This is a genomic window from Streptomyces sp. BR123 (genome assembly GCF_013401435.1).
GTDB lineage: Bacteria > Actinomycetota > Actinomycetes > Streptomycetales > Streptomycetaceae > Streptomyces.
This window is the reverse complement of sequence record NZ_JACBGN010000202.1, coordinates 1-13,436: the sequence shown is the minus strand read 5'-3', so window position 1 is coordinate 13,436 and position 13,436 is coordinate 1. Positions and strand designations below refer to the sequence as shown.

Below are 13,436 nucleotides of genomic sequence, written 5' to 3'. Positions count from 1 at the left end.
GGCCCGGATCGGGGGGCGGGAGGACAGCCCCGGCCTGCTGATGTGCCGGCTCGTGTCCTGCTACGCCCTGTGCGACCTGCAGCGGTACGAGGAGGCGGCCGAGGAGGCCCGGGGGCTGCGCGAGGCGTGCGCGGACCTCGACGAGCGGTGGCTGCGTGCGTACGCGGACTACGTGCTGGCCGTCGCGGCGCTCGGGCTGGGCCACCACGAGGAGGCGTCCCGGCACGTACGGGCCATGCTGTCGGGGAAGCGGCTGCTCGGCGACCGCATCGGGATCGCGCTCGGCCTGGACCTGCTCGCGGCGGCGGTCGCGGCGCTGGGCGACGGGGAGCTGGCGGCCCGGCTGCTGGGCACGGGCCACGCCTGGTGGCGCACGGTGGGGCGGCCCCAGATGGGCTCACCCTCGCTCACGGCCGTGCGGGAGCTGGGCGAGCGGCAGGCCCGCGCGGCGATCGGCGATGCGGCCTTCGAGAGCGCCTTCCGGGGTGGCGCGGCGGCTCCCACCGGCTGACCGGCAGCCGGCGGGCCGCGGACGTCCCGTGCTCCTGCTGTCGTGGGCTCCCGTCAGTACGGGAGGGTTCTGCCCGACGGTGTGCGCAGGTCCAGGTCTCGGGGTGCGGGCTTGGGGACGGGCTTGCGGATCAGCTGTTGGCGCATGCGGCCTCCTCGCTCAGACCAGGGCCGGGCGGCGGGGTTCCACCACGCGGCCGTCGGGGAGCAGTTCGCCGGTATCGTCGAAGATCACCAGGCCGTTGCAGAGCAGGCTCCAGCCCTGTTCGGGATGGGAGGCCACAATGCGGGCGGCGTTGTGGTCCGGACTGTCGGCGGACGGGCAGGGGGGCTGGTGGGAGCACATGGCGCACCTCCTCGCTGTGTGGTGCGGGAGGGCCGGTGGTCACCCGGTCGATTCCGCGATCCACGGTGGCCGTGAGTATTACTGATCGCCACCCCCGGACGGAACCCATATCGGCGGTCCGGTTCAGGGTGTGTATGCCCGGCTACCATGCGCTCATGCCCGGTATCCGGATCATTCACCGTACGTGTTTGCCGGCCCCTGAGGCCTGGCGGCGGCTGACGGACTGGGAACGGCACGGCGCACAGGTCCCGCTCACTCGGACGATCATGCAAACGGCGCCGCCCACGCACGTCGGAACGCGCTTCACGGCCCGGACGGGAGTGGGCGGGATCACATTCGACGACCCCATGGAGGTCGTGGTCTGGCAGCCCCCGGCCGGCAAGGCCGCGGGACGGGCCCGGCTGGTCAAACACGGGCGCAGGGTCCTGGGCTGGGCGGAGATCGAGGTGCGCCCGCTGACCTCGGGCGGTACGGAGGTCCGCTGGCGGGAGGAACTGCGGGTGCGGGGGCTGGGCCGGGCGTTCGACCCGCTGGTCGCGGCGGCGGCCCGGCTGCTGTTCGCGCGGGTGGTGGCGCGCCTGCTGCGCACCTGACGTTCCCGGCTAGGGTTCCGTGATCACCGACATCGTGTCGCCGCCAGTCCGAGGAGAACCCCGTGGCCACTCCGCCCCCGCAGCACGGCGCAGGCCCGTACCCCCCGTACGGCCCGCAGCAGGGCTCCCCCTTCGGCCCGCCCGGTCCCGCCGGCGGACCGTACGCGGTGCCGCAGCAGCCGGGCCCGTACGCGGTTGCGCGGCCGGGCCCGTACGGCCCGCACCACGGGCAGCCCGTGGTCCACGACTGCCGGATCTGCGGGTCGGTGCCCGCCGCCCCGGGCACGGTCCGCGGGCACCAGGGGATGGTCGTCCTGATGCGGTTCCTGCGGACGGAGGGTCCGCTGTGCCGCGACTGCGGGCTCGCCACCTACCGGCGGATGCAGTCGGACACCCTGTGGCAGGGCTGGTGGGGGCCGCTGTCGCTGTTCATCACCCCTGTGACGCTGCTGATGAACCTCGGCCCGCGGGCGGCCTACTACCGCCTGGCTCCCCCGGCGGGGGCCATCCTGCGCCCGCTCGACCCGGGCCGGCCGCTGTGGCGGCGGCCGCCGGCGCTGCTCCTGATCGCCGCGGCCGTGCTGATCTCCTTCGCGTTCCCGACCCTGGTGCTGCTCGGCATCCTGGCCGGGGAGGGGGACGACAAGCCGGCGCCGCTGATCGTCGGCAGCTGTGTCCGCAACGAAGGGGGCGACCTGAGCAAGCAGAAGCTGCTGGTGACGGACTGCGGCTCGCCCAACGCCCAGTACCGCGTCAGCAAGCAGCCCACGGACCAGGACTGGTGCGGCCCGCGGGACTTCCTCGCCATGCCGGAGTACAGCGCGGACGGCACCAAGCTGCACTGCCTGACGCCGCTGCGCTAGATGCACTCGGCCATGACGCTGGTGACAGTCGGCTGATCGGCGGCCGGCCGCCGAGCGCAGTGTGTCGGCGGCCGGTGTCGAAGTCCGGTGCGGTACCGCACGACCAGCCTCCACGGCCCGCGGTTCCAGGACCGGACTTCCGGCGGAGCGCTAGCGGATCGGCATGCCGGAGAGGGTGCGGGCGATCACCAGCCGCTGGATCTCGCTCGTCCCTTCGAAGATCGTGTAGATCGCCGCGTCGCGGTGCATGCGCTCCACCGGGTACTCGCGGGTGAAGCCGTTGCCGCCGAGGATCTGGACGGCCTGCGCCGTGACCTTCTTGGCCACCTCGCTCGCGAACAGCTTCGACATCGAGCCCTCGGCCGAGGTGAACGGCTTGCCCGCGACGGCCATCCAGGAGGCCCGCCACACCAGCAGCCGGGCCGCGTCGATCTGCGTGCGCATGTCGGCGAGTTGGAAGGCCACGCCCTGGTTGTCGATGATCGGGCGGCCGAACTGGGTCCGGGTCCGTGCGTAGTCGAGGGCCACCTCGTAGGCGGCGCGGGCCGTGCCCACCGCCATCGCGCCGACCGCCGGTCGGGAGGCCTCGAAGGTGGCCATGGCCGCGTTCTTCACCCGGTCGCCGCCCGCCTGCGCCTTCTCGCGGGCCCGGGCGAGGCGCTCGTCCAGCTTCTCCTTGCCGCCGAGCAGGCAGGATCCGGGGATCCGTACGTCCTCCAGCACCACCTCGGCGGTGTGCGAGGCGCGGATGCCGTGCTTCTTGAACTTCTGGCCCTGGGAGAGGCCGGGGGTGTTCGGCGGGACGATGAAGGAGGCGTGGCCCTTGGAGCCGAGCTCCGGGTCGACGACGGCGACGACGATGTGGACGTTCGCGATGCCGCCGTTGGTCGCCCAGGTCTTGGTGCCGCGCAGGACCCACTCGTCCGTGGCCTGGTCGTAGACGGCCCGGGTGCGCATCGCGCCGACGTCGGAGCCGGCGTCCGGCTCGGAGGAGCAGAAGGCGGCGACCTTCACGTCGTCCGGGGTGCCGTACATCTGGGGGATCCAGGTGCCGATCTGCTCCTCGGTGCCGTTGGCGAGGACGCCGATGGCGGCGAGGCCGGTGCCGACGATCGACAGGGCGATTCCCGCGTCGCCCCAGAACAGCTCCTCCATCGCCATGGGGACGCCGAGGCCGGTCGGGTCGAAGAACTGCTGGGCGTAGAAGTCGAGGGAGTAGATGCCGACCTTGGCGGCCTCCTGGATGACGGGCCACGGGGTCTCCTCGCGCTCGTCCCACTCCGCGGCCGCGGGCCGGATGACGTCGGCGGCGAAGCCGTGGATCCAGTCCCGGACCTGCTTCTGGTCGTCGTTGAGCTCCATCGTGAACTCCGCCATGTCCCCTCCAACTGTGCACCCACCAGTGCGTTACTGGCGGTAACCTCAACGGTGGCGACAGTCTGTTACCGGCGAGTAGCGACTGTCAAGCGAGGTGGCCCGCGGCGCGGCCGATTCGGTGGCCGAGGTGCGCGGGGTGTTACGTTGCGTGGGCGTCACGCACCATCGCAAGGGCGGGGAGAGAACACGTCATGGAGACCACGCAGCAGGCCGGCGAACCGGGAACGGCCGAGCGCCGCCGGCGGGAGCTGCTCGAAGCGGCCGACCGGGTCGTCCTCAGGGACGGTCCCAAGGCATCCATGAATGCCATCGCGGCGGAGGCCGGCATCACCAAGCCGATCCTCTACCGGCACTTCGGCGACAAGGCCGGGCTCTACCAGGCCCTTGCCGTCCGGCACACGGACGGCCTGCTCGACTCGCTGCGGGCCGCGCTCGACGCACCCGCGGAGCGCCGGCGCCGGGTCGAGTCCACCCTCGACACCTACCTCGCGGCCATCGAGGCCCGGCCGCAGGTCTACCGGTTCCTGATGCACCCCACCGAGGACTCGCACAGCGCCGAGCACGGCTTCGAGGTCGGCCAACACTCGGCTCCGCTGCTGCGGCGGCTCGGCGAGGAGCTGGCCGAGGTGATCAGCGAGCGCGTGGACCTCGGGCCCGACGGGGAGCGGCTGGCCCGCATCTGGGGGCACGGGATCGTCGGCATGATGCACGCGGCCGGGGACTGGTGGCTCGGCGAACGCCCCTGCGGCCGCGCCGAGTTGGTGTCCGGCCTGACCGACCTGCTGTGGGGCCGGCTGGCCACGGCGGGCGACCGGGCCGACGGGCCCGGCTTCTAGCGCTTCCAGCACTCTGGCCGCCGCGGCCGACCGGCCGACGGTCGGTCGGCCGACCGTCGGCCGACCTGGGACGGACCGGAGCAGGACGGAGCGGGTCAGGCGTCCAGGGCGTGCGCGCCCCGCGCACCCCACGGCGTCCTGCGGATCGCGCGGCGCAGCCGCCGGGCCCGCAGCCCGGTGACCCGCTCCGCGTAGACCGTGCCGTCGAGGTGGTCGCACTCGTGCTGGAGGCAGCGGGCGAAGAACCCGGTTCCGGTGATCCGCACCGGCGCGCCGTCCGAGGTGACGCCCTCGACGACGGCGCGGTCGAACCGGGCCGTGCCCGCCTCCAGGCCGGGCAGCGACAGGCAGCCCTCGGGACCGAGGAACTCGTCCCCGTCGGCCTCCACGAGGCGGGGGTTGACGATGTGGCCGACGTGCCGGACGTCCTCGTCGTCGGGGCAGTCGTAGACGAAGACCCGTTGCCCGACCCCGACCTGGTTCGCGGCGAGGCCGACGCCCTGGGCCGCGTACATCGTGGCGAACATGTCCTCGATCAGCCGGTCGAGGGCCGGGCCGAACTCGGTGACCTCCGCGCAGGCCGCATGGAGCACCGGCTCGCCCAGGAGGCTCATGGTGCGGACGGTGCCGGTGGTCCCGGGGATGACGCGCTGTCGCATGGCGGTAAGGGTACGACGGGCGAAGATATGAGGAGATCCGCGGCGACCTGGGGCGCCGCGGTCAGGGCCCCGTCCGGCACTGGATAGGCTGGGGCCGGTCGACGCAAGGAGGACAAGGGACGATGGCAGGCAACACAGAGCCGCTTTCGCCGCGGGCCAAACTGGCCGTGACGGCAGGCAGGGCCGCAGCGGCGGTGTCGCGGGCCGCGGGACGCGGAAGCGGATCGGTGATCGGCGGCAAGGTCGCACTCAAACTCGACCCCGATCTCCTCGGAGCGCTCGCGCAGCATCTCGACGTCGTCCTCGTCTCCGCCACCAACGGCAAGACCACGACGACCCGTCTGATCGCCGAGGCCCTGCGGGCCAGCGGCCCGGTGGTCTCCAACGCCCTCGGCGCGAACATGCCGGCGGGCATCACCTCCGCCCTCGCGGGCGGCTCGGACGCCAAGTACGGCGTCATCGAGGTCGACGAGAAGTACCTGGCCGGAGTGGCCCGGGACGTCACCCCCAAGGTGATCGCCCTGCTGAACCTCTCCCGCGACCAGCTGGACCGCGCCGCCGAGACCCGCATGCTCGCGGAGAAGTGGCGCGAGGGCCTCACCGGCTCCAAGGCGGTCATCGTCGCGAACTGCGACGACCCGCTGATCGTGTGGGCGGCCTCGTCCTCGCAGAACGTGGTCTGGGTCGCCGCCGGCCAGGAGTGGAAGGACGACGCCTGGTCGTGCCCCTCCTGCGGCGGTGTGATGCAGCGCCCCGGCGACGACTGGTTCTGCGGCGAGTGCGGCTTCCGCCGCCCCACCCCGACCTGGGTGCTCTCCGGCGACCACGTGCTGGACCCGCACGGCTCGGCCTGGCCGATCCACCTCCAGCTGCCGGGCCGCGCCAACAAGGCGAACGCGGCCACCTCGGCCGCCGTGGCCGCCGTCTTCGGCGTGCCGCCGCAGGTCGCGCTGGAGCGGATGTACCAGGTGCAGGCCGTCGCCGGGCGCTACGACGTGGTCACCTTCCAGGGCCGCGAGCTGCGGCTGCTGCTCGCGAAGAACCCGGCGGGCTGGCTCGAAACGTTTTCGCTGATCGACCAGCCCCCGGCACCGGTGATCCTGTCGGTGAACGCGCGCGGCGCCGACGGCACCGACACCTCCTGGCTGTGGGACGTGGACTACCCGCGCCTCGCCGGCCACCCGATCTTCGTGATCGGCGACCGCAGGCTGGACCTGGCGGTCCGGCTGGAGGTCGCGGGCCTGGACTTCCGGGTCTGCGACACCCTCGACGAGGCCGTGCAGCTGGCGCCGCCCGGGCAGATCGAGCTGATCGCCAACTACACCGCCTTCCAGGACGTCCGCCGTCGGGTCGGCAACTAGCAACGGGATCGGAACCGCAGAGGACATGAGCATGAGCGACAACAGCCTGCGTCTGGTGTGGGTCTACCCCGACCTGCTCAGCACGTACGGAGACCAGGGCAACGTTCTCGTCGTGGAGCGCCGGGCGCGCCAGCGCGGCCTGGACGTGCAGCGCGTGGACGTGCGCAGCGACCAGCCCATCCCGACGTCCGGCGACATCTACCTGATCGGCGGCGGTGAGGACCGCCCGCAGCGCCTGGCCGCGGAGCGCCTGGTGCGCGACGGCGGTCTGGAGCGGGCCGTCTCGAACGGGGCGATCGTCTTCTCCGTCTGCGCCGGGTACCAGATCCTGGGCAACGAGTTCGTCAACGACATGGGCGAGCGCCAGCAGGGCCTCGGCCTGCTGGACGTCGTCACCGTCCGCGGCGAGGGCGAGCGGTGCGTCGGCGACGTGCTCGCCGACATCGACCCGCAGCTCGGCCTGCCGCAGCTGACCGGCTTCGAGAACCACCAGGGCGTCACCCACCTCGGCCCGTCGGCCAAGCCGTTCGCCCGCACCCGGCTGGGCCGCGGGAACGGCACCGGCGACGGCACCGAGGGCGCGTACAACGACACGGTGTTCGGCACGTACATGCACGGCCCCGTCATGGCCCGCAACCCGCTGATCGCGGACCTGCTGCTGAAGCTGGCCCTCGACGTCAACGCGCTGCCGCCCATCGACGACCGGTGGTACGACGCGCTCCGCGCGGAGCGCATCGCGGCGGCCACGCAGCCCGCATAGCCCCCTCCGCGGCCCGCGCGACCGCGCGGGGGCCTGCGTTCGGCCCGGATTCCCCTTGGGGGGTCCGGGCCGAGGTGCGTTCGTACGACGATCATGACCAGCATGTGGAGGATGGTTCAGCGGGGTGCCGATCCGCTAGTAGGGTGACGGGTAGTTCCAACCGGACGACGTGGTCCGGTCGTCGGCCCACGTTGCAAAGGTTCCTTGCCATGCGCATCGGCGTGCTCACCTCCGGCGGCGACTGCCCCGGCCTCAATGCCGTCATCCGTTCCGTCGTCCACCGCGCCGTCGTCGACCACGACGACGAGGTGATCGGCTTCCACGACGGCTGGAAGGGCCTGCTGGAGGGCGACTACCGCAAGCTCGACCTCGACTCGGTCGCGGGCATCCTGGCCCGTGGTGGCACCGTCCTCGGCTCCTCCCGCGTCCAGCCCGCCCACCTGCGGGACGGCGTGGAGCGGGCCCGCGGCCACGTGGCCGACCTCGGCCTCGACGCGATCATCCCGATCGGCGGCGAAGGCACCCTGAAGGCCGCGAACCTGCTGTCGCAGGCCGGGCTGCCGATCGTCGGCGTCCCGAAGACCATCGACAACGACATCGCCTCGACCGACGTCACCTTCGGCTTCGACACGGCCGTCGGCGTCGCCACCGAGGCCCTGGACCGGCTGAAGACCACCGCCGAGTCCCACCAGCGCGTGATGGTCGTGGAGGTCATGGGCCGCCACACCGGCTGGATCGCCCTGCACTCGGGCATGGCCGCCGGCGCCCACGCCATCGTCGTGCCGGAGCGCCCCTTCGACATCGAGGAGCTGACGCGGATCGTCGGCGAGCGGTTCTCCGCGGGCAAGCGCTTCGCGATCGTCGTGGTCGCCGAGGGCGCCAAGCCGCGCCCCGGCAGCATGGAGTTCACCGAGGGCGGCACCGACCAGTACGGCCACGAGCGCTTCGCCGGCATCGGCAACCTGCTCGCCGTCGAGCTGGAGCGGCGCCTGGGCAAGGAAGCCCGCCCGGTCATCCTGGGCCACGTCCAGCGCGGCGGCACCCCGACCGCGTACGACCGGGTCCTCGCCACCCGCTTCGGCTGGCACGCGGTGGAGGCGGCACACCGCGGCGAGTTCGGGATGCTGACCGCGCTGCGCGGCACCGACATCGTGATGGTGCCCCTCGCCGAGGCCACGTCCACCCTCAAGACCGTGCCGGCGCAGCGGTACGACGAGGCGCAGACCGTTCTGTGACCTTTTCCCCTCTTGTGGAACCGCCCCCGGACGCAGGCGCGTCCGGGGGCGGCACTACTGTGGTGGGGCACCACAGGTCAAGAGGAGTGGACAGATGGATCACAGCGGTCACGGCATGGACATGCACGACATGGACCTGCCGCCGTTCACCCTCGGGCGCGGCCTGGAGTTCTCCTTCGACGCGTTCTTCCTGATCGGCTCGCTGGTGGGCCTCGGCCTGTACCTGTGGGGCGTGGTGCGGCTGCGGAAGCGCGGGGACGCATGGCCGGTGGGCCGGACCGTGGCCTTCACCGCCGGTGTGCTGAGCGTGGCCCTGGTGATGTGCACCAAGCTGAACGACTACGGCATGGTCATGTTCAGCGTGCACATGGTCCAGCACATGGTGATCAGCATGCTCTCCCCCATCCTGCTGCTGCTCGGCGCACCGGTGACGCTCGCCCTGCGCGCGCTGCCGCCGGCCGGGCGCGGCCGCAAGGGGCCCCGCGAGCTGCTGCTGATGCTGCTCCACAGCCGCTACATGCGGATCATCACCCACCCGGCGTTCACCATCCCCATGTTCATCGCCAGCCTCTACGCCCTGTACTTCACCCCGCTGTTCGACTTCCTGATGGAGACCAAGCCCGGGCACATCGGGATGATGGTGCACTTCCTGGCCGTCGGCCTGGTCTTCTTCTGGCCGATCATGGGCGTCGACCCGGGCCCGCACCGCCCCGGCTACGTGATGCGGATGCTGGAGCTCTTCGCCGGCATGCCCTTCCACGCCTTCTTCGGCATCGCGCTCATGATGGCGAGCGAGCCGTTGATCGGGACGTACCGGAACCCGCCGGCCTCCCTGGGCATCGACCCGCTGCTCGACCAGCAGTGGGGCGGCGGCATCGCGTGGGCCTTCAGCGAGATCCCCTCGGTGCTGGTGCTGATCGCCCTGATGTACCAGTGGTACCACTCCGAGCAGCGGGCGGCGAAGCGCGCCGACCGTGCGGCGGAGCGCGACGGCGACCGGGAGCTGGAGGCGTACAACGCCTATCTCGCCTCGCTGCGCGCGCGTGGCCAGTAGCGCCCGACCCGCTTTCGGGGCCACCATGGGGCATGACCGGTTCCGTCAAGGCGATGGCCGTGATGACCTTCGCCGCCCTGGTGGCCGTCGCGACGTACTCCGTGGCGCTCGGCAGCAATGGCTGGCTGTGGTTCGGCTGGCTGGTGCTGGCCGTCCTCACCGCCGCAATGGCCGCCTCCGGCAACAACTGACCGGCCGCGGCGCCGCCCGCCCGGTCTGAGCTCCCGGGCCCGTCGGCCGGGCCCGGCCGACGGGCCCGGCCTCACCGGACGCCGCGCGACGCGGTCCGCGCGGCATCCGCACCCGCGCGCGGCCCCTCCGGTCCGGCGGCTGCTGTCCGTACGATGGCGGTGACAACGGGACAGCGACGGGAGCGGCCTGGTGTTCTACCACTTGCTCAAGTACGTGTTCCTCGGCCCGCTGCTGCGGCTGCTGTTCCGGCCGCGGATCGAGGGGCTGGAGAACGTCCCGGCCGAGGGGGCCGCGATCGTCGCCGGCAACCACCTCTCCTTCTCCGACCACTTCCTGATGCCCGCGATCCTGAAGCGGCGGATCACCTTCCTCGCCAAGGCGGAGTACTTCACCGGGCCGGGGCTGAAGGGCCGGCTGACCGCGTTCTTCTTCCGCAGCGCCGGGCAGATCCCGGTGGACCGGTCGGGCCGGGACGCCGGGCGGGCCGCGCTCCGCGAGGGGCTGGGCGTGCTGGCCCGGGGCGAACTGCTCGGCATCTACCCGGAGGGCACCCGCTCGCACGACGGGCGGCTGTACAAGGGCAAGGTGGGGGTGGCGGCGATGGCGCTGGGCGCCGGGGTGCCGGTCGTCCCGTGCGCGATGCTCGGCACCTTCGAGATCCAGCCGCCGGGGAAGAAGATCCCGAAGATCCGCCGGGTCACCATCCGCTTCGGCCGGCCCATGGACTTCTCGCGGTACGCCGGGTTGGAGGGCGAGCGGGCGGTGCTGCGGGCGGTCACCGACGAGATCATGTACGCCATCCTCGACCTGTCCGGCCAGGAGTACGTCGACCGGTACGCCGCCGAGGTCAAGGCCGAGGAGGAGGAAGCACGGAAGAAGGCCCGGCGCAGAACGCGCTGAGCCTTCTCCCGTCACACCTGTTGCACCCCGCGGCGGCGGGGCACCGCCGCCGCGGGCCGCAGTGCCGTCCGCCGGGGTCAGCGGACGGCCGGCAGCTCCTCGCGCGCCGGGAAGTCCGACGCCGGGGCCACCGCGTGCGACTTCGCGGCGGCCGGGGCCGGCGCGACCGGGGCGGCGTGCGGATCGCACACGACGTCCTTGGCGTCGACCTTGCCCTGCAGCAGGTAGGCGTCCACCCGCGTGTTGATGCAGGGGTTCACCAGGCTGGTGACACCGTGCGAGCCGGCGGCCTTCTCGGTGATCAGGCGCGAGCCGGCGAGCCGGCGGTGCAGCTCGACACCGCCCTTGTACGGGGTGGCGGCGTCACGCTCGGCCTGGACGATCAGCACCGGCGGCAGACCGCGCTTGGCACCGACCTCGATCGGGGTGTGCTGCTTGGACTTCCAGGTAGCGCAGGGCAGGTTCATCCACGCGTTCGACCAGGTCAGGAACGGGTACTTCTTGTGCAGCTCCGTGTTGTCCCGGTTCCACTTCGACCAGCTGGTCGGCCACTTGGCATCGGCGCACTCGACCGCGGTGTACACCGCGTTGCCGTTCTCCGAGGCGGCGTTGCCGGCGGTGTCGGTCAGGTCCGGGGTGACGGCCTCGATCAGCGGCTTCTCGTCACCGGCGGCCCAGGCACTGAAGGCCTGCGCGACCGGGACCCACGAGGAGTCGTAGTACGGGGCGCTCTGGAAGAAACCGATCAGCTCGGCCGGGCCGGCGACGCCGCCGAGCGGCTTGGCCTTGGCCTGGGCGCGCAGCTGCTGCCACTTCGCCTCGACCTTGGCGGGGGTGTCGCCGAGGTGGAAGCTCGCGTCGTTCTTGGCGACCCACTCCTGCCAGTCGTTCCAGCGCATCTGGAAGGCGACGTCCTGGCCGAGGTTGGCCTCGTACCAGATGTTGTCCGTCGACGGGTCGACGACGCTGTCGACGATCATGCGGCGCACGTGGGTCGGGAACAGGGTCGCGTAGACCCCGCCGAGGTACGTGCCGTACGACACGCCGAGGTAGTTCAGCTTCTTCTCGCCGAGCGCGGCGCGGATGACGTCCAGGTCGCGCGCGGTGTTCGGCGTGGTCATGTGCGGCAGCATCTCGCCGCTGCGCTCCTTGCAGCCGTCCGCGTACTCCGCGGCGAGCTTGCGCTGGGCGGTCTTGTCGGCCTCGGTGTCCGGGACCGGGTCGGCCTTCGGAACCTTGACGAACTCCTGCGGGTCGACGCACGAGATGGGCGTCGAGTGGCCCACACCGCGGGGGTCGAAGCCCACGAAGTCGTACGCCTTGGCGGTGTTCACCCACAGCGCGGAGCCCGTGGTGGACCGGCGCGGGAAGCGCATGCCGGAACCGCCGGGGCCGCCGGGGTTGTAGATGAGCGCGCCCTGGCGCTCCTCCTTGGTGCCGGTGCTGACGGCACGGTCCACCGCGATGTCGATGGTCTTGCCGAACGGCTTCGCGTAGTCGAGCGGAACCTTGACCCAGCCGCACTGGATGGGGGCGGCGAGGCCCCAGTCGGCAGGACAGTCCTTCCACTCGATGCCGGCACGGGCGGCCCGCGCGGCGGCGATCTGGACGCCGAGCGCCTCCGGGAGCGAGCTGTTGCCCGTGGTCGCCGCGGCGGCCGGCGGGGCCAGCAGCAGGCCGCCGGCGAGTGCTCCGGTGATCAGAGTGGCAGCGCTCCCCAGCGCTGCTTTGCGTATCACGTGGTCGTTCCCCCTGGATCAGGTCCGGCCGGAAGCGGCCGGGTCACGTCGGGTTGGTCGTGCGTAGGTCGTGCGCATGTACAGGGGATCTTTTCGCCTGACCTACACCTGACAACAGGTCAAGGTCATGTTCTTTGCCAACCCGATAACCGGCACGGCATGTACCGCTCAGCGGTGTCTGGTTCGTCCCAGCTTCGCCCCGCGGTCACCAGCCGTACGTGCGACACGCCGTGTCGAGGAGGCCCCGCAGCCGCAGCGCGTCCGGCGCAAGCGCCGTGACCAGCACGGCGGGTCCGGCCAACGGGGTGACCGCGGCGAACTCCCCCAGCACCGCGGCGGTCGGTGCCTCCCGGGCGAACCGCGGCTCCACGACCAGGAGCTGACCGACCGCCCGGTGCCCCGCGAGCCCCGCCGGGCCGTCCCAGCCGCCGGGCGCGCCCGGGCCGCAGGCGAGCTCCTGGTCCAGCAGCGGACGGCCGTCCAGGACCACCGTGAGCCGGCTGCGCAGCAGGCCCGGCTCCTCCCCCGTACGGCCCAGCACCTGCTCCTCCCGCAGCAGCAGCCGGGCGCCGGGGGCGAGTTCGGCCCGGGTCCGCACCCGCAGGTCACTGCCGCGCACCGAGACGAGCGGCTCCGGCAGCCAGCGCACCGCCGCGTCCTCGGCCGCGGTGATGCGTACGTCGTACCGGGCGGGCTCGCCACCGCGGCCGGGCAGCGCCAGGGTGGCGGCGGCCGAGGCCAGGGCGAGCCGCGCCCAGGGGCCGACGTCGGCCTCCACCGTGAGGTGGTCACCGCCCAGCGGGGCGCTCATGGCGCCGACCAGCATGACGCCGGCCTCGGCTCCGGTGCCCCGGGTGCGGCGCAGCGCGAGCGGCCCCTCTCCGGTGAGCACGGGCAGGGCGGTGCCGCCGCGGCCGTCGGCGGCGGCACGGATCCGCGCGGTGGCCCGCAGGATGGCCCGCGACGCCGCCGAGCAGCGCGGCGGACTGCCCGTCACCTTCCAGTCCCTGC

Annotated in this window: 14 protein-coding genes and 1 pseudogene; 10 read left to right on the top strand and 5 right to left on the bottom strand. The window is 72.4% G+C overall.

Annotated elements, in window-relative coordinates:
- Window positions 1-511 (top strand): annotated as a pseudogene (locus HYE82_RS25835) (regulator); the annotation flags it as partial.
- 159 nt (window positions 512-670) lie between these two features.
- On the opposite strand, the gene HYE82_RS25830 reads toward HYE82_RS25835, so the two are convergent.
- Window positions 671-856 carry a DUF5999 family protein gene (locus tag HYE82_RS25830; protein ID WP_179176555.1) on the bottom strand — a complete coding sequence of 62 codons (186 nt, stop codon included), beginning with the start codon at window positions 854-856 and terminating at the stop codon, window positions 671-673.
- A gap of 155 nt (window positions 857-1,011) precedes the next feature.
- Here HYE82_RS25830 and HYE82_RS25825 point away from each other — a divergent pair, with 155 nt between their 5' ends.
- Both HYE82_RS25825 and HYE82_RS25820 read left to right on the top strand, forming a co-directional pair.
- Complete coding sequence (locus tag HYE82_RS25825; RefSeq protein ID WP_179176554.1) at window positions 1,012-1,449, top strand: SRPBCC family protein; 438 nt, start codon at window positions 1,012-1,014, stop codon at window positions 1,447-1,449.
- A gap of 62 nt (window positions 1,450-1,511) precedes the next feature.
- On the top strand, window positions 1,512-2,312 hold the full coding sequence (locus tag HYE82_RS25820; protein ID WP_179176553.1) for a hypothetical protein: 801 nt from the start codon (window positions 1,512-1,514) through the stop codon (window positions 2,310-2,312).
- Between the two features lie 150 nt (window positions 2,313-2,462).
- Here the strand turns inward: HYE82_RS25820 and HYE82_RS25815 are convergent, their stop codons facing one another.
- Window positions 2,463-3,689: an acyl-CoA dehydrogenase family protein gene (locus tag HYE82_RS25815; RefSeq protein WP_179176552.1), complete on the bottom strand. Its 1,227-nt coding sequence runs from the start codon at window positions 3,687-3,689 to the stop codon at window positions 2,463-2,465.
- A gap of 191 nt (window positions 3,690-3,880) precedes the next feature.
- Here HYE82_RS25815 and HYE82_RS25810 point away from each other — a divergent pair, with 191 nt between their 5' ends.
- Complete coding sequence (locus HYE82_RS25810) at window positions 3,881-4,525, top strand: TetR family transcriptional regulator (RefSeq protein ID WP_179176551.1); 645 nt, start codon at window positions 3,881-3,883, stop codon at window positions 4,523-4,525.
- A 95-nt stretch (window positions 4,526-4,620) separates the two neighbouring features.
- Here HYE82_RS25810 and def read toward each other — a convergent pair whose 3' ends face one another.
- The gene (gene def, locus HYE82_RS25805) at window positions 4,621-5,184 is read right to left on the bottom strand and encodes a peptide deformylase (RefSeq protein WP_179176550.1); all 564 of its coding nucleotides are present in this window, start codon (window positions 5,182-5,184) and stop codon (window positions 4,621-4,623) included.
- A gap of 122 nt (window positions 5,185-5,306) precedes the next feature.
- Here def and HYE82_RS25800 point away from each other — a divergent pair, with 122 nt between their 5' ends.
- From HYE82_RS25800 to HYE82_RS25775, 6 genes are all read left to right on the top strand, one after another.
- The gene (locus HYE82_RS25800) at window positions 5,307-6,545 is read left to right on the top strand and encodes a MurT ligase domain-containing protein (RefSeq protein WP_179176549.1); all 1,239 of its coding nucleotides are present in this window, start codon (window positions 5,307-5,309) and stop codon (window positions 6,543-6,545) included.
- A 31-nt stretch (window positions 6,546-6,576) separates the two neighbouring features.
- Window positions 6,577-7,305 carry a type 1 glutamine amidotransferase gene (locus HYE82_RS25795; RefSeq protein ID WP_179176548.1) on the top strand — a complete coding sequence of 243 codons (729 nt, stop codon included), beginning with the start codon at window positions 6,577-6,579 and terminating at the stop codon, window positions 7,303-7,305.
- 209 nt (window positions 7,306-7,514) lie between these two features.
- Window positions 7,515-8,540, top strand: a complete 1,026-nt coding sequence (locus tag HYE82_RS25790) for a 6-phosphofructokinase (RefSeq protein WP_179176547.1) — start codon at window positions 7,515-7,517, stop codon at window positions 8,538-8,540.
- A 94-nt stretch (window positions 8,541-8,634) separates the two neighbouring features.
- On the top strand, window positions 8,635-9,594 hold the full coding sequence (locus tag HYE82_RS25785; RefSeq protein ID WP_179176546.1) for a cytochrome c oxidase assembly protein: 960 nt from the start codon (window positions 8,635-8,637) through the stop codon (window positions 9,592-9,594).
- A 32-nt stretch (window positions 9,595-9,626) separates the two neighbouring features.
- Window positions 9,627-9,785 carry a hypothetical protein gene (locus HYE82_RS25780; protein ID WP_179176545.1) on the top strand — a complete coding sequence of 53 codons (159 nt, stop codon included), beginning with the start codon at window positions 9,627-9,629 and terminating at the stop codon, window positions 9,783-9,785.
- Between the two features lie 190 nt (window positions 9,786-9,975).
- Complete coding sequence (locus HYE82_RS25775; protein WP_179176544.1) at window positions 9,976-10,686, top strand: 1-acyl-sn-glycerol-3-phosphate acyltransferase; 711 nt, start codon at window positions 9,976-9,978, stop codon at window positions 10,684-10,686.
- Between the two features lie 77 nt (window positions 10,687-10,763).
- On the opposite strand, the gene HYE82_RS25770 is transcribed toward HYE82_RS25775, so the two are convergent.
- Both HYE82_RS25770 and HYE82_RS25765 read right to left on the bottom strand, forming a co-directional pair.
- Complete coding sequence (locus HYE82_RS25770) at window positions 10,764-12,425, bottom strand: alpha/beta hydrolase (protein ID WP_179176543.1); 1,662 nt, start codon at window positions 12,423-12,425, stop codon at window positions 10,764-10,766.
- A 205-nt stretch (window positions 12,426-12,630) separates the two neighbouring features.
- Window positions 12,631-13,380, bottom strand: a complete 750-nt coding sequence (locus HYE82_RS25765; protein WP_179176556.1) for an urease accessory protein UreD — start codon at window positions 13,378-13,380, stop codon at window positions 12,631-12,633.
- Window positions 13,381-13,436 lie beyond the last annotated feature (56 nt).